This is a genomic window from Caulobacter sp. GW821-FHT09B11, from assembly GCF_059418205.1.
The window spans coordinates 39,059-58,020 of the sequence record NZ_JBWKPK010000011.1 but is presented as its reverse complement, the minus strand read 5'-3'; the positions used below and the strand labels follow the sequence as shown (position 1 = coordinate 58,020).

The 18,962-nt window shown below is 69.0% G+C and carries 22 protein-coding genes; 7 read left to right on the top strand and 15 right to left on the bottom strand.

Translation table 11 applies throughout. The features are described from left to right. Positions 1-166: 166 nt before the first annotated feature. Positions 167-1,567, top strand: coding sequence for an alkaline phosphatase PhoX (locus AC07N1_RS10360; protein ID WP_494671725.1), 1,401 nt, complete (start codon positions 167-169; stop codon positions 1,565-1,567). 4 nt (positions 1,568-1,571) lie between these two features. On the opposite strand, the gene AC07N1_RS10355 is transcribed toward AC07N1_RS10360, so the two are convergent. From AC07N1_RS10355 to purC, 3 genes are all read right to left on the bottom strand, one after another. Continuing rightward, on the bottom strand, positions 1,572-2,234 hold the full coding sequence (locus AC07N1_RS10355) for a DUF3885 domain-containing protein (protein WP_494671724.1): 663 nt from the start codon (positions 2,232-2,234) through the stop codon (positions 1,572-1,574). A 9-nt stretch (positions 2,235-2,243) separates the two neighbouring features. After that, entirely contained in the window at positions 2,244-2,483 is a 240-nt protein-coding gene (gene purS, locus AC07N1_RS10350) for a phosphoribosylformylglycinamidine synthase subunit PurS (RefSeq protein ID WP_494671723.1), read from the bottom strand. Positions 2,484-2,548: 65 nt separating this feature from the next. Next, complete coding sequence (gene purC, locus AC07N1_RS10345) at positions 2,549-3,304, bottom strand: phosphoribosylaminoimidazolesuccinocarboxamide synthase (RefSeq protein ID WP_109454828.1); 756 nt, start codon at positions 3,302-3,304, stop codon at positions 2,549-2,551. 389 nt (positions 3,305-3,693) lie between these two features. Here purC and AC07N1_RS10340 point away from each other — a divergent pair, with 389 nt between their 5' ends. Together AC07N1_RS10340 and AC07N1_RS10335 are read left to right on the top strand one after the other, a co-directional pair. After that, positions 3,694-4,011, top strand: a complete 318-nt coding sequence (locus tag AC07N1_RS10340; RefSeq protein WP_110121474.1) for a DUF1476 domain-containing protein — start codon at positions 3,694-3,696, stop codon at positions 4,009-4,011. Positions 4,012-4,240: 229 nt separating this feature from the next. After that, positions 4,241-4,663, top strand: coding sequence for a DUF1842 domain-containing protein (locus AC07N1_RS10335; RefSeq protein ID WP_487287836.1), 423 nt, complete (start codon positions 4,241-4,243; stop codon positions 4,661-4,663). Between the two features lie 132 nt (positions 4,664-4,795). On the opposite strand, the gene AC07N1_RS10330 is transcribed toward AC07N1_RS10335, so the two are convergent. The 5 genes from AC07N1_RS10330 to AC07N1_RS10310 all read right to left on the bottom strand — a co-directional run bounded on the left by AC07N1_RS10330 (position 4,796) and on the right by AC07N1_RS10310 (position 11,003). Continuing rightward, positions 4,796-5,302, bottom strand: coding sequence for a DNA-deoxyinosine glycosylase (locus AC07N1_RS10330; RefSeq protein WP_494671722.1), 507 nt, complete (start codon positions 5,300-5,302; stop codon positions 4,796-4,798). Positions 5,303-5,304: 2 nt separating this feature from the next. Next, complete coding sequence (locus AC07N1_RS10325) at positions 5,305-6,057, bottom strand: 2OG-Fe(II) oxygenase (RefSeq protein WP_494671721.1); 753 nt, start codon at positions 6,055-6,057, stop codon at positions 5,305-5,307. Positions 6,058-6,062: 5 nt separating this feature from the next. Continuing rightward, the gene (purB, locus tag AC07N1_RS10320) at positions 6,063-7,373 is read right to left on the bottom strand and encodes an adenylosuccinate lyase (RefSeq protein ID WP_494671720.1); all 1,311 of its coding nucleotides are present in this window, start codon (positions 7,371-7,373) and stop codon (positions 6,063-6,065) included. 119 nt (positions 7,374-7,492) lie between these two features. Beyond that, entirely contained in the window at positions 7,493-9,415 is a 1,923-nt protein-coding gene (locus AC07N1_RS10315) for a M10 family metallopeptidase C-terminal domain-containing protein (protein ID WP_494671719.1), read from the bottom strand. 88 nt (positions 9,416-9,503) lie between these two features. After that, the gene (locus AC07N1_RS10310; protein WP_494671718.1) at positions 9,504-11,003 is read right to left on the bottom strand and encodes a spinster family MFS transporter; all 1,500 of its coding nucleotides are present in this window, start codon (positions 11,001-11,003) and stop codon (positions 9,504-9,506) included. Positions 11,004-11,220: 217 nt separating this feature from the next. Between AC07N1_RS10310 and AC07N1_RS10305 the strand changes: the two genes are divergently transcribed. After that, entirely contained in the window at positions 11,221-11,385 is a 165-nt protein-coding gene (locus tag AC07N1_RS10305; RefSeq protein WP_494671717.1) for a hypothetical protein, read from the top strand. Positions 11,386-11,886: 501 nt separating this feature from the next. Here the strand turns inward: AC07N1_RS10305 and AC07N1_RS10300 are convergent. After that, positions 11,887-13,221 (bottom strand): spinster family MFS transporter, encoded by a 1,335-nt coding sequence (locus tag AC07N1_RS10300; protein WP_494671716.1) that lies wholly within the window; start codon positions 13,219-13,221, stop codon positions 11,887-11,889. Between the two features lie 94 nt (positions 13,222-13,315). On the opposite strand from AC07N1_RS10300, the gene AC07N1_RS10295 reads away from it, so the two are divergent. Then, positions 13,316-13,933 (top strand): glutathione S-transferase family protein, encoded by a 618-nt coding sequence (locus AC07N1_RS10295; RefSeq protein WP_494671715.1) that lies wholly within the window; start codon positions 13,316-13,318, stop codon positions 13,931-13,933. On the opposite strand, the gene AC07N1_RS10290 is transcribed toward AC07N1_RS10295, so the two are convergent. From AC07N1_RS10290 to AC07N1_RS10280, 3 genes are all read right to left on the bottom strand, one after another. Continuing rightward, on the bottom strand, positions 13,930-14,580 hold the full coding sequence (locus tag AC07N1_RS10290) for a glutathione S-transferase family protein (protein WP_494671714.1): 651 nt from the start codon (positions 14,578-14,580) through the stop codon (positions 13,930-13,932). The genes AC07N1_RS10295 and AC07N1_RS10290 overlap by 4 nt on opposite strands. Positions 14,581-14,756: 176 nt before the next feature. Continuing rightward, positions 14,757-15,740 carry a methylmalonyl Co-A mutase-associated GTPase MeaB gene (meaB, locus tag AC07N1_RS10285; RefSeq protein WP_494671713.1) on the bottom strand — a complete coding sequence of 328 codons (984 nt, stop codon included), beginning with the start codon at positions 15,738-15,740 and terminating at the stop codon, positions 14,757-14,759. Between the two features lie 10 nt (positions 15,741-15,750). Further along, complete coding sequence (locus AC07N1_RS10280) at positions 15,751-16,068, bottom strand: heavy metal-binding domain-containing protein (RefSeq protein WP_494671712.1); 318 nt, start codon at positions 16,066-16,068, stop codon at positions 15,751-15,753. 174 nt (positions 16,069-16,242) lie between these two features. On the opposite strand from AC07N1_RS10280, the gene AC07N1_RS10275 reads away from it, so the two are divergent. After that, positions 16,243-16,707 carry a DUF4112 domain-containing protein gene (locus AC07N1_RS10275; RefSeq protein ID WP_101712668.1) on the top strand — a complete coding sequence of 155 codons (465 nt, stop codon included), beginning with the start codon at positions 16,243-16,245 and terminating at the stop codon, positions 16,705-16,707. Between the two features lie 32 nt (positions 16,708-16,739). Continuing rightward, positions 16,740-17,198 (top strand): DUF4112 domain-containing protein, encoded by a 459-nt coding sequence (locus AC07N1_RS10270; RefSeq protein WP_494671711.1) that lies wholly within the window; start codon positions 16,740-16,742, stop codon positions 17,196-17,198. A 3-nt stretch (positions 17,199-17,201) separates the two neighbouring features. On the opposite strand, the gene AC07N1_RS10265 is transcribed toward AC07N1_RS10270, so the two are convergent. The 3 genes from AC07N1_RS10265 to AC07N1_RS10255 are packed head-to-tail and all read right to left on the bottom strand — an operon-like array spanning position 17,202 to position 18,905. Further along, positions 17,202-17,780 carry a Uma2 family endonuclease gene (locus tag AC07N1_RS10265; RefSeq protein WP_494671710.1) on the bottom strand — a complete coding sequence of 193 codons (579 nt, stop codon included), beginning with the start codon at positions 17,778-17,780 and terminating at the stop codon, positions 17,202-17,204. Between the two features lie 45 nt (positions 17,781-17,825). Beyond that, entirely contained in the window at positions 17,826-18,401 is a 576-nt protein-coding gene (locus AC07N1_RS10260) for a Uma2 family endonuclease (RefSeq protein WP_494671709.1), read from the bottom strand. Between the two features lie 45 nt (positions 18,402-18,446). Beyond that, positions 18,447-18,905 (bottom strand): hypothetical protein, encoded by a 459-nt coding sequence (locus AC07N1_RS10255; RefSeq protein ID WP_494671708.1) that lies wholly within the window; start codon positions 18,903-18,905, stop codon positions 18,447-18,449. Positions 18,906-18,962: the final 57 nt, after the last annotated feature.

Below are 18,962 nucleotides of genomic sequence, written 5' to 3'. Positions count from 1 at the left end.
CGCCCTTTCAGGCGTCGTCGTTCCCCCGACGCCTGGAACCAGGCCCGCCGGACGCCTCCCGTCCGGCGGGCCGATCTCCAAGGCCCCCAAAGGCCGACCCGCCGTCGCGGCGGCGTCATCGAAACATGAAAGACAGTCCGTTCGCGGACTCGACGAGGTGGTTCCCATGGCTCTTTCCCGCAGGCTCTTCCTCGGCGCGGCCGCCACCAGCCTGGCCTTCTCCGGCTTTTCCGCGCGCGCCCAGGACGAGGCGCCGGAACTGGAGACCTATCTCAACGAAGTCGAGGGCTACGGCCCGCTGATCCCCGATCCCAAGGGCATGCTCGACCTGCCCAAGGGCTTCCGCTACCGCGTCATTGCCCAGGTCGGCGAGACGATGAGCGACGGCCTGCTGGTGCCGGGCAAGGGCGACGGCATGGGCTGCTTCGGCGTCGACGCCGACCGGGTGCTGCTGGTGCGCAACCACGAGCTTTCGGTGACCGACCACGACTACGGCCCCTACGGCCTGGGCATGCGCTACGTCGACAAGGTGGACCGCAGCAAGGTCTGGGACTTCCACAACGGCGACCTGCCGCTGGCCGGCGGCACGACCACCCAGCTTTACAATCTGCGGACCGGCCAGACCGAGCGCCAGCACCTGAGTCTGGCCGGCACGATCATCAACTGCTGCGGCGGCGTCACGCCGTGGGGCTCTTGGCTGAGCTGCGAGGAGACGACGCTCGACGCCGGCCTCGAGGTGGGCAAGAGCCACGGCTACGTCTTCGAGGTGCCCAGCGCCCATCTCGGCCTGGTCGAGCCGGTGGCGCTGACCGCCATGGGCCGCTTCCAGCACGAGGCCGCCTGCATCGATCCGCGCACCGGCGTGGTCTACATGACCGAGGACGTGGCCGACGGCCTGTTCTACCGCTTCTTGCCCAACGACCGTCGCAACCTGGCGGCGGGCGGCCGCTTGCAAGCCCTTGGACTGGTCGAGGCCCCCGAAGGCGGCGACACCCGCAACCAGGTCGAGAAGTCGTATCCGCCGCGCAGCTGGAAGACCGTGCGCTGGATCGATCTCGACGGCGTCGACAACCCGCACGACGACATCCGCCGCCGGGGCCACAAGGCGGGCGCGGCGATCTTCTGCCGGGGCGAAGGGCTCTATTTCGGTCACGGCGAGCTCTATTTCGCCTGCACCTCGGGCGGGCCGATCGGGGCGGGCCAACTGTTCCGCTACGTGCCCAGCGCCCTTGAGGGCCAGGCGGGCGAGGCCGACCAGCCGGGCCGCCTGCAGCTCTTCGTGGAAAGCGGCAACGGCCGGGTGCTCGACTACGCCGACAACCTGGTGGTCGCCCCGTGGGGCCACGTCATCGTCTGCGAGGACCGATATTCGGAGACCCTGCGCAACCACCTGCGCGGCGTGACGCCGGAGGGCAAGGTCTACACGCTGGGCCGCAACGTCTTCCCGGGCAATTCCGAACTGGCCGGCGCCTGCTTCTCGCCCGACGGGACCACGCTGTTCGTCAACATCCAGAACCCGGGGATCACGGTGGCCATTTCCGGCCCCTGGGCCTCGGCGAAGGTGTAGGGCGCTACACCAGGCTCAGCTTCGGCCCGGTCTCGCGCCAGGGGGCGAACAGGGCGTCGCAGCGTTCGCGCTCGACGTCGCGCGTCCAGTCGCGGAACCGCCAGTAGGTCGGGGCCAGCCGCTCGGGCGTGGCGGCCAGCGGGGTCATGCCCTTGGCGTCGTAGAATTCCAGCGCCAGGCCGGCCTCGAAATCGACGACGCCGACCGACAGGTTGATCAGGCCGCGCTTCTGGAAGCCGCCGACCGCCGCCAGCAGGAACGGCGCCAGGGCGTCGGCCGTGGGCGCCAGCTCCACATAGGCGAGGTTCCACCACCAGTCGGGGGCGTTGTCGGGATCGGGCCGCAGGCGCCAGTCGGGCTTGCGCGCCAGGTCGTAGCCCAGGTGCGCCAGGCGCTTGAAGGGCGGCTTGTCGTGCGAGCCCCAGCCCAGCTCCAGGGTCACGCGCTCGGCGCGGCCGAACATCGCCCCGGCCACGGCGCGGGCCGTGTCCAGTTCACGCAGCAGGCGCGCCGACGGGCTGAAGGCCGGGGGGAGGGGATCGGGGGCCGCGGCGTCGGGGATCAGTTCGATCCGCGTCCAGGCCGGCCCCCGGAAGTCGTGCAGACGCTCGGCGCCGAAGACGTCGAGCATCCGCTGGCGGGTGGGATGGAGGCTGGCCTCTCCCACGGTCCGCCCCTAGGCGATGTCGATGCGGTAGCTTTCGATGACCGTGTTGGCCAGCAGCTTCTCGCACATGGCCTTGACCTCGGTCTTGGCGGCCTCGGCGTCCGTGGCGTCGAGATCGAACTCGATGACGCGGCCGACGCGGGCTTCCTTCACCGACGGCCAGCCCAGGCCGTGCAGGGCGTTCTCGACGGCCTTGCCTTGGACGTCGAGCACGCCGGGCTTCAGGAACACGTGGACGGTGGCTTTCAACGCAAAATCTCCCCAGCGGCGCACGGCGCCGCGACGCCTCCCGTCAGGGAGGCGTCCTGACTGACTTAGTGCACGCCGCCTTGGATGACGGTGGGCATTTCCTTCATGATGCCGAGGCGGCGGGCCACTTCGGTATAGCTCTCGATGACGTTGCCGAGGTCGCGACGGAAGCGGTCCTTGTCCAGCTTCTCGTTGGTGGCGGCGTCCCATAGGCGGCAGCTGTCGGGGCTGATCTCGTCGGCCAGGATGATCCGCGAGAAGTCGCCCTCGTAGATGCGGCCGAACTCGATCTTGAAGTCCACCAGCGTGATGCCGACGCCGCTGAACAGGCCCGACAGGTAGTCGTTCACCCGCAGGGCCATGGCCATCATGTCGTCGATCTCCTGGGTGGCGGCCCAGTTGAACGCGGTGATGTGCTCTTCCGACACCATCGGGTCGTTGAGCTTGTCTTCCTTGTAGTAGAACTCGATGATCGAGCGCGGCAGCGGCTGGCCTTCGGTCAGGCCCAGGCGCGTGGCGATCGAGCCGGCGGCGATGTTGCGCACGACGACTTCCAGCGGAACGATCTCGACTTCCTTGATCAGCTGCTCGCGCAGGTTCAGGCGGCGGATGAAGTGGTTCTGCACGCCGATCGCGTTCAAGCGAGTCATGATGTACTCGCTGATGCGGTTGTTGATTACGCCCTTGCCTTCCAGCTGGGCCTTCTTCTCGCCGTTGAAGGCGGTGGCGTCGTCCTTGAAGTACTGGATCAGCGTGCCGGGCTCGGGGCCCTCGTACAGGATCTTGGCCTTGCCTTCGTAAATCTTCTTGCGACGGGTCATGGCTCTCGTCGAGGCCCTTCCTGCGAATAAGCGCGCCGCCCTAGCCCGGTAAGGACTCCTGGAGAAACGAAAAGCGCGCGCGGCGGATAGCTGCGCGCGGCGTTCGACTCAAGGCCGCTCACTGAAAAATGTCTGTTGGAACCTACTCGAACGCGGCCTTTGGCGCAAACGTGGCCTGCCATCGTGGTAAACCTTCGCCCTGCGGCGTCGCGGGCGATTGCCCCCCGCCTCGCCACGGGATATGGAGCCGCCACAAGAACTACTTCGCCTCGCGGACACCCTATGTTCGCACGGGACGAAACCGATCTACTCTCTTACACTGGATCGCCGCTATACCGCTCTGGGTTGCAACCCATCGGCGGGGGCGTTTCAGAAAACTTGGGGCTTTCATGACGACCTTCGACGACCGCGAGCAGGCTTTCGAACGCAAGTTCGCGAACGACCAGGAGCTGGAGTTCAAGGCCACCGCTCGCCGCAACCGCCTGGTCGGCGAATGGGCCGCCGGCCTGATGGGCCTGGCCACGGTCGAGGAATACGCCCGCGCGGTGGTGAAGTCCGACTTCGAACAGCCGGGCGACGACGACGTGGTCCGCAAGGTCTTCGAGGACCTGAAGGGCTCGGGCGTGGCCGTGTCCGAAGGCGAGGTCCGGATGAAGATGGCCGAGCTGCTGGCCTTCGCCCGCGAGCAGATCCGCTCGGGCGAATAGGCCAAGCCGCCTTCCAGGGCGGAAAAATGAAGAGGCCCGGCCCGGTTCGCACCGGCCGGGCCTTTTCTTTTGGTCGCTATCGCCGCTCTGTGAAAACGCGCACCTTAAGGTTGTTGAAAATCTGAGATCGTCCTCAGGCTTTATCGGGCGATGAATTCGCCCGTCAGGCGCATCGTCGAAAGACGGGGCGGCGACCAAGCGACCGTCCCGCTAACCCGGAGGACGACACATGGCTGACGACGTCGGCAACCTGCACTCCCAAACCACCGAAATCAGCCCGGTCGGGCTTTATCTGGTCAAGCTCGTGGTCGGTAACGTCGGCACGCCCGGCGCCCCGATCGTCAGCCTGGCCCTGACCGTCGACGCGCCTTCGGGCCATGTCAGCGGCATCGCCGAGATCAACCAGGCGATCATCGGCGGCCAGCATCGCTTCCCGGTGCAGGGCAACATCTACCACACCGGCCTCGGCCAGGATCAGCTGCTGGTCGCCCTGCACGGCCAGTTCGTGGCCAGCGTGCCGCCGCCCGCCATCGGCGCGTTCCTGGTGCAGTTCCGCGCCGGCCTCGTGGTCGATAAGAGCTGGAACGGCCACGGCGGCTTCGACTACCTCAACACCCACGTCGACAACGTGCCGGTGAAGAACGTCGGCTGAGGCCTCTTTCTCCTCCCCCGCGTGCGGGGGAGGGGGACCGCGAAGCGGTGGAGGGGGCGAGACCGGGCGCAGAGCTTTGTCACTCGCCCCCTCCGTCACGCTGCGTATCCGCAGCGCGCCACCTCCCCCGTTTCACGGGGGAGGAGCAAGCCACGCCCTAAGCTCCAGCCACGCCTCGCGCTTGGCCTCGAATCCCAGGGCCGCATGGGCCGGGCTCGACGAGGGCAGGGGCGCCAGGGCCAGGCCCGAGCCCGCCAGCAGCCGCGTCCCCGCCTTGGCCGCCGCGCCGCCGTTGAAGGCCACGGCCCGCAGGCGCGGCAAGGTCGCGATCAGGCCCAGCAGGTCGTTGTTCGCCGCGTCCTTGATCGCCGCGTCCAGGCTGCCAGGGCGCACCGCCTCGGCATGCACGTCCCACAGGCCCACGCCCGCCGCCAGCAGGGCCGCCAGGCGCTCGTCGTAGGGCAGGGGAACGAGGTCGCGGTCGATGACCGCGCCGATCAGCCGCCAGAAACCGTTGCGGGGGTGGCCGTAGTACTGCGCCGCCGCCAGCGAGGCGTCGCCGGGCAGGCTGCCCAGCACAAGCAGGCGCACATCGGGGTTCACCACCGGCGGGAAGCCGCGTTTGCGTCCCGCCTCCATGGTCATTGCGCCCGCGGCGTGCCCGACGGCGGGCTGTCCTTCAGCCAGCCGGTCACCATCAGCCGCGGCGCGCCGGCATAGGGCGCGACGGGGGCCACCGAGTGCTGCCGGGGCACCTTGAAGATGGTCATGACGTTGAAGGCCGGGGCGAAGCCGCGCTCGATGTCGCCCTCGGCGTCGTGGAACAGCAGCTGGCCGCCCCAGTCGCTGCGCCATTCGCGCGTCAGGCTGATGGTGTAGGCCGCTCGCCGGTCGCCCTCGCCGGTGTCGTCGTGGCGCGTGAGAAAGTCGCCGGGACGGTACAGCGTCGCCTGGGCGTCGAGCTTGGTGATCCCGCTCTCGCCGGTCACCGCCGCCCCGAAGGCGATCATCTCGGGGCTGTTGAGGAAGTCGGTCAGGTCGTGGATCGGGTGACCCTTGTCGCGGCCCGTCAGGTAGGCGTTGATCATCGGATAGCCGAGATAGACGTAAGCAAAGCCGTTGCGGGCCCGCAGGGTGGCGGCCTTCAGCTTCTCGCCGACCCCGGCCGCGCCCAGCTTCTGGATCGTCGCCCGGTCCAGCACCTCGGCCTTGCCGGTCTCGGTGGACAGGACGACGTCCCAGTTCATGCCCTGCTCGAGCATGCCGGCCAGGACGTCGGCCGTGGCCGGCTCGAAGATCCCCGGGATCCGCACCACGCCGTCGCGAGCATAGGCGACCGCGAAGGCCGCCGGATCCAGCGCCGGGTTCAGACGAAGGATCGGCGGCTCGCTCAAGCGGTTCAGGCCTGTTCGCCGAAGACGCGCTTGAAGATCACGTCGACGTTCTTGGTGTGGTAGCCGAAGTCGAACAGCTCCTCGAGTTCGGCGTCGGTCAGGGCCTTGGAGACCACCGGGTCGGCCTTGAGGAAGTCGATGAAGCGGCCCTCGCCGCGCCACACCTTCATGGCGTTGCCCTGCACGGCGGCATAGGCGTCTTCACGCGACACGTCCTTGTGCGTCAGGGCCAGCATGACCCGCTGCGAGAACACCAGGCCCCCGAGCTTGTCGAGGTTCTTGGCCATGTTGTCGGGATAGATGTTGAAGCGCTCGATCACGCCCGCCAGGCGGCGCAGGGCGAAGTCGAGGTGGATGGTGGCGTCCGGACCGATGCCGCGCTCGACCGACGAGTGGCTGATGTCGCGCTCGTGCCAGAGGGCGACGTTCTCCATGGCCGGCACCACGGCCGAGCGGACCAGGCGGGCCAGGCCCGTCAGGTTCTCGGTCAGGATCGGGTTACGCTTGTGCGGCATGGCCGACGAGCCCTTCTGGCCCGGATCGAACGGCTCTTCGGCCTCCAGCACCTCGGTGCGCTGCAGGTGGCGGATCTCGGTGGCCAGGCGCTCGATCGACGAGGCCACGACGCCCAGGGCGGCGAAATAGGCGGCGTGACGGTCGCGCGGGATCACCTGGGTCGAGACCGGCTCGACGGCCAGGCCCATCTTGTCGGCCACGTGCTGTTCGACGCGCGGATCGACATTGGCGAAGGTGCCGACGGCGCCCGAGATCGCGCAGGTGGCGATCTCGAACTTGGCCATCGCCAGGCGCTCCTTGGCGCGCTGGAACTCGGCGTAGTAGCCGGCCAGCTTCAGGCCGAAGGTGATCGGCTCGGCGTGGATGCCGTGGCTGCGGCCGACGCAGACGGTCAGCTTGTGTTCCAGGGCGCGGCGCTTCAGGGCGGCCAGCACCAGGTCGACGCCGTCCAGCAGCAGGTCGGTGGCGCGCGACAGCTGCACGGCGAAGCAGGTGTCCAGCACGTCCGAGCTGGTCATGCCCTGGTGCAGGAAGCGGGCCTCGGGGCCGACGATTTCCGACACGTGGGTCAGGAAGGCGATGACGTCATGCTTGGTGACGCGTTCGATCTCGTCGATGCGGTCGCTGTCCCAGACCGCGTCGCGGCCTTTTTCCCAGATCGTCTCGGCGGCGAGCTTGGGGATGACCCCCAGTTCGGCCATGGCGTCGGCGGCATGGGCCTCGATCTCGAACCAGATCTTGTACTTGGTCTGGCTGGACCAGATGGCGGCGGCTTCGGGGCGGGCGTAGCGGCTGATCATGGGCCGGGGGTTTCGTCGCGTGAGGCCGCGGAGTCAAGGGAAGCGGCTTATTACTTAGGCTCGGCCTTGCTCCTCCGGGAAACGGGGGAGGGGCCGCGGGGCGATGGAGACGGGCGTCGTCACCAGACGATGTCGGAGGCCTGGAAGGTCGGCGAGATGATCTGGATCAGCATCTCGTTGACCCCGTCGCCGCCCTTGTCGACGAACAGGAAGGTCGCGCCGTCCTGGATGATCCAGCCATAGGCGTCGCTGGCCGAGGTGTGGATCGCCGACAGGTCGATCCTGTCGACCCCGCTCTGGAAGTCGTGGATGAAGTCGGCGGTGCTGACCGCCGACTCCGTCAGCGCCTTGTAGCGGAAGATGTCGGCGCCGGTTCCGCCATAGAGGGCGTCGGCGCCCTGGCCGCCCACGATCACGTCGTCGCCGGCCCCGCCCACGATGCTGTCGCGCTCGGATCCGCCGATCAGGAGGTCGGCGCCCTGGTCGCCCAGCATGTAGACGCCGCCGACATAGGACAGGTCGCTGGCGTTGATGTCCTGGGTCGAGCCGATGACGAAGGTCGAGCCGCCCGATACGCCCGAGACGAAGGTCCCGCCGCCCGAACGGACGATGCTGACGCTGCCGGCGTTGAGGGCATAGAGCGAGAGCCTGTCCACGCCCGTCTCGAAGTCGTGGATGATGTCGAGGCCGGCGTTCGTGGAGTCGCCCGCGCCGAGGTACATGAACCAGTCGGCCCCCGCGCCGCCGTAGAGGGCGTCCGCGCCGCCGCCGCCGGTGATGATGTCGCCGCCGCCGCCTCCGACGATGGTGTCCTGGTTCTGGCTGCCGGTCAGGGTGTTGGAGTTCTCGTCGCCCGCCACGTAGACGCCGCCGGTCAGGCCCAGGATGTCGGCGCCGGCGATGGTCCTGGTCGAGGCGATCTCGAAGGTCTCCGCGCCCGAACCGCCGAACACGAAGGTCCCGCCGTTGTAGCTGAGGATGCTGACGTTCGAGGGGGCCAGGGCGGTCAGGTCCAGCCGGTCGGTGCCGGTCTGGAAGTCGTGCAGCATGTCGTAGGCCGCGGCGTTGGAGTCGGACGCGGCCAGGTAGACGAAGGTGTCGGCCCCGGTCCCGCCCATCAGGGCGTCGCCGCCGCCGCCGCCGGTGATCACGTCGTCGCCGTCGTAGCCGAGCAGGTGTTCGACGCCGGCGGTTCCGGTCAGGGCGTCGCCCGCCGTCGAGCCGACCGTCCAGATCGGCCCCGGCGCGTAGCCGGCGAAGTTGGCGGCGGTCAGGCTCGCGGCGTCCACGTTCTTGAGCAGGAGGTAGGGCGTCGTGCCCTGGAAGGTGTTGCCGAGCACGAACACCGCCGTGTCTGTCCCCATCTGGCCGAGGAAGTAGGCCATGCCGCCGAGGAACAGGTTGCCGCCGCCGATCACGGTCAGGCTGTCGTGCTCGGCGCCGCCGACGGTGAAGTCGGTCACCGTGATCGTCGCCGGGCGCGTGCTGAGGCCAAGGCTGGGGCCGCCGGCGACCAGAGCGATGGTGTCGGCGCCCGCGCCGGTGGTCACGGTCGTGCTCGCGACGCTCGCCGACCAGCCGGCGAGGTAGCGGACCGACAGGTTGATGACGTCGTCGCCCGCCCCGGCGTCGATCGCGCCGTAGATCTCGTAGGAGGCGGTGATCCGGTCGTTTCCGTCGCCGCCCAGGATGGTCACGCCGCCCTGGCCCTGCGACCAGACGTTGGCGTAGGCGGTGATCACGTCGTCGCCCGCGCCGCCGTCCAGCAGGTCGCCGCGCCCGCCGTCGAGGGCGTCGTTCCCCGCCTCGCCGAACAGCTGGTTGCCGCCGGCGTCGCCGATATAGGCCGAGCCGAGAATGTCGGTGCGGCCGGTCGGGGTCTTGGCGCCGCTGTCGAGGGCGTCGTCGCCGTCGCCTCCGTGGAGGACGTCGACGCCCAGGGCGCCCTTCAGGGTGTCGGCGCCGCCCAGGCCGTCGATGGCGTCGTTCTCGCCGGTCCCGGTCAGGACGTCGGCGTCGTTGGTCCCGGTCAGCGTCGCCATGTCGGAGCTCCTGAAAGCCGCCCTTACCAGAGGTGGAGCAATCTATCCTCCGCTCGCCCCGGCGTGGTCAACGACGTTCGTGTGACATTCACGTCCCCGCCCGCGACTTCATGTGCTTGACCATGCCGATCGCCGCCAGGGCGTAGTGCACGCCGGCCCAGGCGTAGAAGCACAGCGAGACGATGATCCCCTGCTGGGTGGCGCGGGCCATGGCCGCGCCGCAGGCCTTGGCGACCTCGATCGGCGCGCCCTTTGGCGCGACGCCGCCGGGGCAGGCGCCGGCGAAGTCGATGGCGCCGGGCGAGAACATGCCGGAGAGGGCGGCGAAGATGCCGCCGGCCTGCGGATGGTTGAAATGGAAGCCGGCCAGGTGGTCGATCAGCCAGCCGGTGAACACCGGGCCGCCGCCAAGCGCGATCAGGTTGAGGAAGAAGAACAGCAGGGCCGTGGCCGTGGCCCGCCGGCGCGGCTCGACCGAGTTCTGCACCACCCCGAAGGTCGGGGCGAGATAGACGTAGTGGAAGACGCCCGGGATCAGCAGGATCAGGGCGGTCATCTGCCAGTCGGTCTGCAGGTAGGCGGCGATGTAGATCGGCGTGCAGACGATCAGGCCGATGGCCGGCGTCAGGGCGTACCACTTGGCGCTGCGCTTGCCGGCCCAGTCGCTGAGGAAGCCGCCGACCAGGGTGCCGACCCCGGCCGAGAAGCCGCCGATCAGCCCGACGATCAGGCCGACCTGCGCCAGGCCGAGCCCGAAGGCGCGGACGAAATAGGGCGGCACGAACGCGCCCGAGCCGTAGGAGCCGAACGAGGCGATGGTCACCCCCAGCACCATGTGCAGCACCGGCCACTTGCCGAACAGCACCTTGGTCACGGCCCAAAGCTCGGAGAATTCCGTGGCCAGCGAGAAGGCGGGCTTGGCGGGCTCCGCGGGCGTCACGGCCTCCGGCTCCAGCGGCGTCTCGACGACGTCGGAATGGCCGCGCGGCGGCTCCTTGACCACCAGCTTGACCAGCAGGGCCAGCAGGATGCCCGGCAGGCCGACGATGACGAAGGCGGCCCGCCAGCTCAGTTCCTGGGCCAGCCAGCCGCCGGCCACCGCGCCGAACATCGTGCCCAGCGGAATGCCGAAGCTGTAGATCGACAGGGCCGAGGCCCGCTGCTTGGGGGCGTAGTAGTCGCTGATCAGCGAGTGGCTGGGCGGCGAGCAGCCGGCCTCGCCGACCCCCACCCCGAAGCGGTAGAGCGCCAGCTGGGCGAAGCTGGCCGCCGTGCCGCAAAGCGCGGTGAAGCCCGACCAGATGACCAGCGAGATCGAGATGATCGACACCCGGTTCCAGCGCTCGGCCAGGCGGGCGATCGGAATACCGAGGATGGTGTAGAGCAGGGCGAAATAGAGCCCGCCCAGCAGGCCCAGCTGGGTGTCGGTGAGGTGCAGGTCGACCTTGATAGCCTGGCCGATGGTGGCGATGATCGTGCGGTCGATGAAGTTGAAGGTGTAGGTCGCCAGCAGCAGCGCCAGCACGGAGGCCTTGTAACCCTTGGAATAGAGCGGTGTCCCACCGCCCGGCGCACGCGCCTGGCCCATCCTGACTCTCTCCCTTCAAACGTTTGTTCTATTTGCGCCGACTGTGACCCAACGGCAGGGCGAGCGCCACCCTCTTTTCGAAGCTTCGGAATGGTGGCGGCTTTGCGGCGCGGGGATGAACCCCAGACAACGAACGGGGGCGCAGACGTTCAGGAAGGCGAGCGCCTACTCGGGCTACACAAGGCCGCTCGAACGGCCGCCGCGTCGGAAGTCCCTCATGCCAGCCGCCCGCCCGATCCAGCAGGAAACGCCCGCCCGTTCGGCCAAGGTCATCTCCCTGGCCGAGTTCAACCACGCCCGCTCGATGCGGGCCCTGGAGCGCTGGGACCTCGACGTTCCCGCCGACCGCTATCCGTTCGCATACGCCTTTCCGAGGTCTTGAACGATCCTTCTCCCCTTGCGGGAGAAGGTGGCGGCGAAGCCGTCGGATGAGGGGTCTCTCAAACGTCGGAGGCCCCGCCCACCCCAATCCGTAAAATCCCCGTGCAAGCGGGGACCTAGGCTTTGTCTGCCACCCGCGGCGCTCGACGATAAAACACCTGGGTCCCCGCTTTCGCGGGGATTTTACGGGAAGAGGGACAGGCCCCTACTCGTAATGTCCCTCGCCCCCCAACACCGCCTTCCTGGGCCTTGTGCCCAGGATCCATCGTTCAGCTGCTCAGACCTGTCGAGGACGGCCTAGGTCTGAGCGGTCGCCGGCATGGGCCCTCGCCACAGGGGCGAGGGAGGCGGGTTTGGGGACGAACTCGGGACGGAGCAAAAGCCTGGGTCCACGCTTTCGCGGGGACTTTACGGTGAAAAGATGCGGCCGGCGCGGCGGCGGCAGAAAACGGCCACCCTCCGTCGCTCCGCGACACCTCCCTCAGAGGGGGAGGATTTCGAATTACCCCACCATGTCCTCGCGGATGGTCTTCCGCGCCGCCCAGAACAGGGCGAAGGCCACAAGGCCGAACATCGTCGAGACGATCAGCGCCCAGCGCACGCCCTGCGCCTCGCCCAGGCCGACCGGTCCGGCCAGGACGTCGCTGAGCGCGCCGACGGCGACGGGGCCGAGGCCCAGGCCGATCAGGTTGATCACGAACAGCAGCACGGCCGAGGCCGTGGCCCGCATGGCGGGCGGCACGATGCTCTGGGTGGTCGCATAGACCGGTCCATACCACAGCGTGCCCAGCAGCATCGGCACGGCCAGGATCAGGATCGCCGCGCCCACGGCGTCGAGGCTGACCACGGCGATGTAGAACGGCAGGGTCGCCAGCGAGGCGATGGCCGGCACGGTGACGTAGGCCCGCACGTCCTTGGCCCCCAGGCGGTCGGCCAGCTGTCCGCCCAGCCAGGCGCCGATGACGCCGGCCGTGCCGCCGATCAGACCAAGCGAGAGCCCCAGGAAGCCGGCCGACTTCAGGCCGAACTGGGCGGCCAGGGCGGCGATGTCGGCGCCGTGGACGCGGAAGAAGTACGAGGCGATGAACGGCGCCTGGCCATAGCCGACGAAGGCCTTCACCGAGGCGGCGAAGGCCACCAGCCAGAAGGTCTTCTTGGCCATCAGCACCGCCAGGGCCGCGCCGAAACCGATCGGCTGGGCGGCGCGGGCGGCCAGGTCCTGGACCAGGCGCTTGCGGGGCTCGACCAGGGTGAAGGCCGCGATCAGGGCGAAGACCACGCCCGGCGCGCCGGCGATCATGAAGGCCACGCGCCAGCCGTAGGCGTCGGCGACCAGACCGCCCATGGCCATGCCGGCCAGGGTGCCCAGCGGCGTGCCGATCGAATAGAAGGCGATGGCGCTGGCCCGCTTTTCCTTGGGCACATAGTCGGTGATCAGCGAGTGGGCCGGCGGGGTGCAGCCGGCCTCGCCGACGCCCACCCCGATGCGGGCGGCGATCAGCTGCCAGACGTTCTGGGCCAGGCCGCACAGCAGGGTGAAGGCGCTCCAGGCCAGGATCGAGACGGCGATGATCCGCGGCCGGTTCCTGCGCTCGGCCAGCCGCGCGATCGGGATGCCCAGCACGGTGTAGAAGATCGCGAAGGCCAGGCCCGTCATCATGCCCAGCTGCCAGTCGGCCAGGCCCAGGTCGCGCTTGATCGGCTCGGCCAGGATGTTGACCACCTGCCGGTCGAGGAAGTTCAGGGTGTAGATGATCAGCAGCACCCAGAGGGCGTAGCGACGGTAGCCGCTCGACACAGGGGTGATCAAAGGCGACGGGGCAGCCGTCTCCGCCATGGACTCTCTCCCTCGAACATTTGTTCTAATCGTTGAGGCGACTGTAGACGCGGGGTAAGCGAGAAGGCCAGACGGCATCGCACAGGAGACCCTCATGGAACTCGTCATCGGCACCAAGAAGTGGTCGACCTGGTCGCTGCGCCCCTGGCTGGTGCTCAAGCGCGCCGGCGTCTCGTTCAAGGAGACGCTGATCCCGCTGCGCCAGGCCGAGGTCACCGACGCCGAGATCGCCAAGCACTCGCCCAGCAAGCTGATTCCGGTGCTCAAGGACGGCGACCTGACGGTCTGGGACTCGCTGGCGATCTGCGAATACCTGGCCGAGAAATTCCCCGAGGCCGGGCTGTGGCCGGCCGATCCGGAACTGCGGGCCCTGGCCCGCGCCGCGGCGGCCGAAATGCATTCGGGCTTCTCGTCGCTGCGCGGCGAGTGCCCGATGGACCTGGGCGTCATCAAGCACGCCGACCTCTCCGAGGCGACCCAGAAGGACATCCGCAAGATCGTCGAGCGCTGGAACCAGCTCCTGAAGCGCTCGGGCGGGCCGTTCCTGCTGGGCGAATGGTCGATCGCCGACGCCTTCTACACGCCGGTCGCCACCCGCTTCCGCACCTACGGCGTCCATCTGTCCGACTACGGCGACGCCGGGGCGGCCGGGACCTATTGCGAGCGCCTGCTGGAGACGCCGGAATTCCTGGCCTGGGAAGCCGAGGCCTAGGCTTCCGGGAACATGTGCAGGTAGGGTCCGGCCTCCTCCAGCGTCCGCGCATAGGAGGGACGGGCCCTCAGCCGCTCCAGATAGGCCGCCGCGTTGGGCCGGTCGGCCGCCAGCGGCGCGATCTTGTCGGCATAGAACAGGGCCGGGGCGGCGGCGCAGTCGGCCAGGCTGAAGGCCTCGCCGGCGACCCAGGTGCGTCCGGCCATCTCGCGCTCGACGATGTCGAGGCCGCGGGCCAGGTCGGCGTGGGCCGCGGCCAGGCCGTGCGGGTCCTTGGCGTCGGCCGGCCGGATGCGGTCCGCCACCACCTTCTGCATCGGCACGTGCACCGACAGGTCGAAGAACCGGTCCTTGGCGCGCACGTCCAGGGCGGCGTCCGGATCCTCGGGGATCAGGCGCACGGCGACCGGATGATGGATCTGCAGATATTCGATCAGGATCGAGCTTTCGGGCACGACCCGGCCGCGCCCGGCGTCCTCCAGCACCGGCATCCTCGCCATCGGCCACAGCGCCCGGAACGCCGCCGCCGAGGTCGGGTCGCCGAAGTCGACCATGCGCTGCTCGAAGGGCAGGCCGAACTCGTACAGGGCGATCAGCGCCTTGTGGCAGAACGACGAGAGCGGGTGGGCGTGCAGGATCAGCGCCATGCGGTGGTTTCCTTCGTTCGGTCCTCTCCTGCGGAGAGGCCCCCTCCGGCCCTTTGGGCCACCTCCCCCAGAGGGGGAGGATCTAGCTAAGCAGATGCTCCCCCTCTGGGGGAGCTGTCGCCCCCGGGTCCGGCCGTAGGCCGGCCCAAGGATAAACTAAGCGACTGAAGGGGTTTTTACAGTCCGAACGCCTTCAGCAGCCGATCCGCCGCCGCCGAGGCCGGCAGGTCGCCGGCGCGGACGGCGGCTTCGGTTTCTCCGACCAGGGCCGCCACGGACGGGGCGGCGCGGAAGGCTTCGGCCAGGCGGTCGTTGACCATCGCCCACATCCAGCGGCCGTCCTGGTCGGCGCGGCGCGCGGCTCGGGCGCCGTTGGCGGTCATCACCTCGCGATGGCGCTGGACCTGGCCCCACAGCAGGTCGAGGCCCGCGCCGGTCAGGCCCGAGACGGTAAGCACCGGCGGCGTCCAGTCGCGATGGGCCGGCGTCAGGATATGCAGGGCGTTGCGATAGTCGCGGGCCGAGCGCTCGGCCCTGGCCGGATCGGCGTCGGCCTTGTTGATCACCAAGAGGTCGGCCAGCTCGATCAGGCCCTTCTTGATGCCCTGCAGCTCGTCGCCGCCGCCGGGGATCAGCAGGGCCACGAAGATGTCGACCATGTCGGCCACGACGGTCTCGGACTGGCCCACGCCCACGGTCTCGACGATCACCACGTCGAAGCCGGCGGCCTCGCACAGCAGCATGGCCTCGCGGGTCTTGCGGGCGACGCCCCCGAGCGCGCCGCCGGACGGGGAGGGGCGGATGAAGGCGTGCGGATCGACGCTCAGCCGCTCCATCCGGGTCTTGTCGCCCAGGATCGAGCCGCCGTGCCGGCCGGACGAGGGATCGACAGCCAGCACCGCCACGCGATGGCCGGCGGCGGTCAGGGCGCAGCCCAGGCTCTCGATGGTGGTCGACTTGCCCGCGCCGGGCACGCCGGTGATCCCGACCCGCTGGGCCTTGCCTGTGCGCGGCATCAGGCGTTGCAGCAGGTCGCGGGCGGCGGCCTGGTGGTCGGCGCGGCGGCTCTCGACCAGGGTGATGGCGCGGGCCAGGGCCGCGCGCTCGCCGGCGACGAGGCGGTCGGCCAGATCGGCGATGTCGAGAACGGGCGGGCTCACCCTGCCGGACTTAGAGGACGACCGCCGTGCCGGAAACCGAAACCATCATCATCTGGCCGTTGGGGCCGACGGTGTTGTAGTCGAGGTCGACCGCCAGGATGGCGTTGCCGCCGACCTTCTGGGCTTCCTTGATCAGGCCCTTGAGGGCGTCCTCGCGGGCCCGTTCCAGCACCCGCTCGTAGGAACTGGAGCGTCCGCCGATGAAGTCGCGGATCGAGGCCAGCAGGTCGAGCACCACGTTGGCGCCGAGGATCGCCTGGGAATAGACCGCGCCCTTGTACTCCTGGACCGGGCGGCCCTCGATGAACGGGGTGGTCGAGATCAGCATCGGCGGCGGTCCTTCGATCGATGGCGCATAGTTAAGCATAAATGGCGAGCGCCGCGAGGGGCTCCCCGATCGCGTGCAGGTCGTGGAGCGAAGTTTCGCCTCTGGCGGGAAACCGGCTTCCGGGAAGCCTGGCCTTGAGGCAGATTGCCCCCGCTTACGCTGGGGGGCTGGCCGTTGTTCTTCGCCAAATCGCATCTCGACCTGCACAACATCCGGGGCAGCGTCGAACGCACGGTCAAGCTGTCCGACAACATCGTCGGCGTCGGGCCGGTCGGCATCGGCCTGGACGGCATTCTCGCCTGGTTCGGCGGGGCGGGCTCGCTCTACTCGCTGGGCGCGGGCGGGGTGCTGCTGTTCGACGGCGTGCGGGCCCGGGCCGCGCCCATGGTGCTGATCCAGATGACCGCCGTGCTGCTGATCGACGCCCTGCTGCCGCTGGGCCCGCCGGGCCTGGGCGCGGTGGCCGACACCCTGTTCACCGGCCAGAAGTGGGCCGGCGGCATGCTGATCAAGCACATGGACGACACCATCTATTTCGAGGGCTCGCGCAAGGACGCGCAGGGCACCGCCGAGTATCGCGACCTGCTCGAGCGCATCCGCTCGGGCAAGGAAAAGCGCCGGGTGGTGTTCCTGGGCTGACAACCAAGCTTGCGTCGAGGCGTTGAGACGACATGACCGACGAAGCCGCCCTGCATGGCGAAGTGATCGATGAAGGCCCCGCCGGCCACCGGCGCCGGGCGCACAAGGCCTGGCGCAACGCCGAGACCATCAAGCGGCTGTCCGACCGGCTGATCGGTCTGGGTCCCGTCGGCATCGGCCTCGACGGCGTGCTGGCCTGGGTGCCGGGCGCGGGCTTGGCCTATGGCCTGGGGGCGGGCGCGTTGCTGATGTTCCACGCGGTGCAGGCCAAGGCGGGCGCGGCGACCATGGCGCGGATGCTTGCCTATCTGGCCGCCGACAACCTGTCGGACACCGTGCCGGTGCTGGGCTGGGCGGTCGACACCCTGTTCCCCGGCCACCTGATGGCCGCCAAGGCCCTGCAGAAGGACATCGAGGCTCGCCACGGTCTGCCCGACGACGTCGATGTGAAACGGCGCAAGAAGGTCAAGGCCAAGGCCGGGAAGCGCTGACGTTCAGTCGTCGAGCGGCAAGTCCGTGACGTTGATCTCCAGATGCGGGAAGGCGGCCGGCGCGATCGATCCTCGCGCTCCGATCTCCTGCACGGCGCGATAGCCGCCCGCCGACGGTTCGCGGTGCACGACGATCCGGCGGCGGGGCGCATCGACCACCCAGTATTCGCGGATCCCGCTCTGGGCGTAGAGCTCGGCCTTGCGGCCCAGGTCGAAGGCCTGACTGGAAACCGAAACCTCGATCGCCAGCACGATGTCGACGCCGCGCACGTCGCGGTCGTGCAGGCGGCTCGGGAAGATCGCGAGATCGGGCTCGGGCGCGGTCAGGTCATCGAGGCGGGCCGGAGCGTCTGAATTGACCTCCCACTGGCCCTCGGCCAAGCGGCGGATAAAGAACTGGGTCAGCCACCGCCGGCAGCGGACGTGAGGCACGCTTTCCGGCGACACCGCGATCAGTTCCCCCTCGATCAGCTCCACGTGCGCGTCTTCCGTAAGGATGCCTGCCTCGACCATCCGCAGCACGTCGTCATACGTGAAGCGGTAGGGCGTGACGGTCTCTGCGGGGCGGCCCGGAGCGTTCATGGGTTTGAGAATAGCACGAGCGTTGCTGAACGTAATGCCGTGCGCTCAGCGGATGGGCGGCAGGTCGGCGAGGCACAGGCTGAGCTGCGGCAGCACCAGTGAAGTCACCGTGTCGCGCGCCGAATAGCGGACGACGTCGCGATAGACGCCGCCGTTGAGGGTGCGGTGCACGACGATCTCGGCGCTGTTGACGTCCACCACCCAATAGTCGCGCACGCCATGCTCGGCGTAGAATTCGGCCTTCACCGACAGGTCCTTGGCCACCGTGCTCTGGGCGACCTCGATGACGAGGCCGACGTTGCGGCCATCCACGGTGTTCAGCGGCAGGCGAGCGTCGTAGGCGTAGAGATCCGGATCGGGTGCGTAGGTCGCCGACAGCCGGAGCGTCGAGTCGACGATCACCTCGATCGCCTGCCCCGCCTGCGCGAGAAACGCCTTGGCGATCTGCATTTTCGCGCGGGTGTGCTCCGCGCCTTCCGAAGCCATCTCGACCAGCCCCCCGTCGATCAGCTCCACCCTGGCGTCGGCGTCGAGGATGCCGGCGTCCTGCATGCGCAGGACGTCTTCCAGCGTGAACCGGTGCGGTTCGGAGGTTTCGAGCGCGCGGGCCAGGGCGTTCATGGGGTGGACGATAGCACGGGCGTCACGGCGCGTAACGCCGTGCGCTCAGAGCACGAGCCGGCCGCGCGGAGGCTTGGCCACGGGGGCGAGTGCGGCTTGCCGGCCATAGGCGATCCACCACACCCCCAGGCCCGTCACCAGGCCGACGCCGATGCAGAGGGGATAGGCGATCGGCAGCTGAAAGAAGCTTCCGTTTCGGAAGGAGAACAGCGCCACGCCCGCGCCGACGACGAGGCCGACCAGGGCGGCGGCCCACGGGTGGTGGCGTTCGATCTGGTCGAGCATGGCCCAGACGGCCAGTCCGAAGATCACGTAGGGCCAGCCGAGCAGCAGCCCGAACATCGGCGCGGCCAGGATGGCGGACAAGGCTTCCGAGCCGTTGCGCGCGGCGCCGGGCGCGAACAGGCCATACACCGCGCCCAGCGTCATCGATGGCGCCAGCAGGCTGAACGCCGCGCCCGCGATCACCCTCGACAAGGTCGTCCGCTCGCTCGCCCGTCGCATGCCTGTCTCCCGCCCATGGCTGTAAGCCTATGGGGCGGCGCCTGGATGCAATCTATC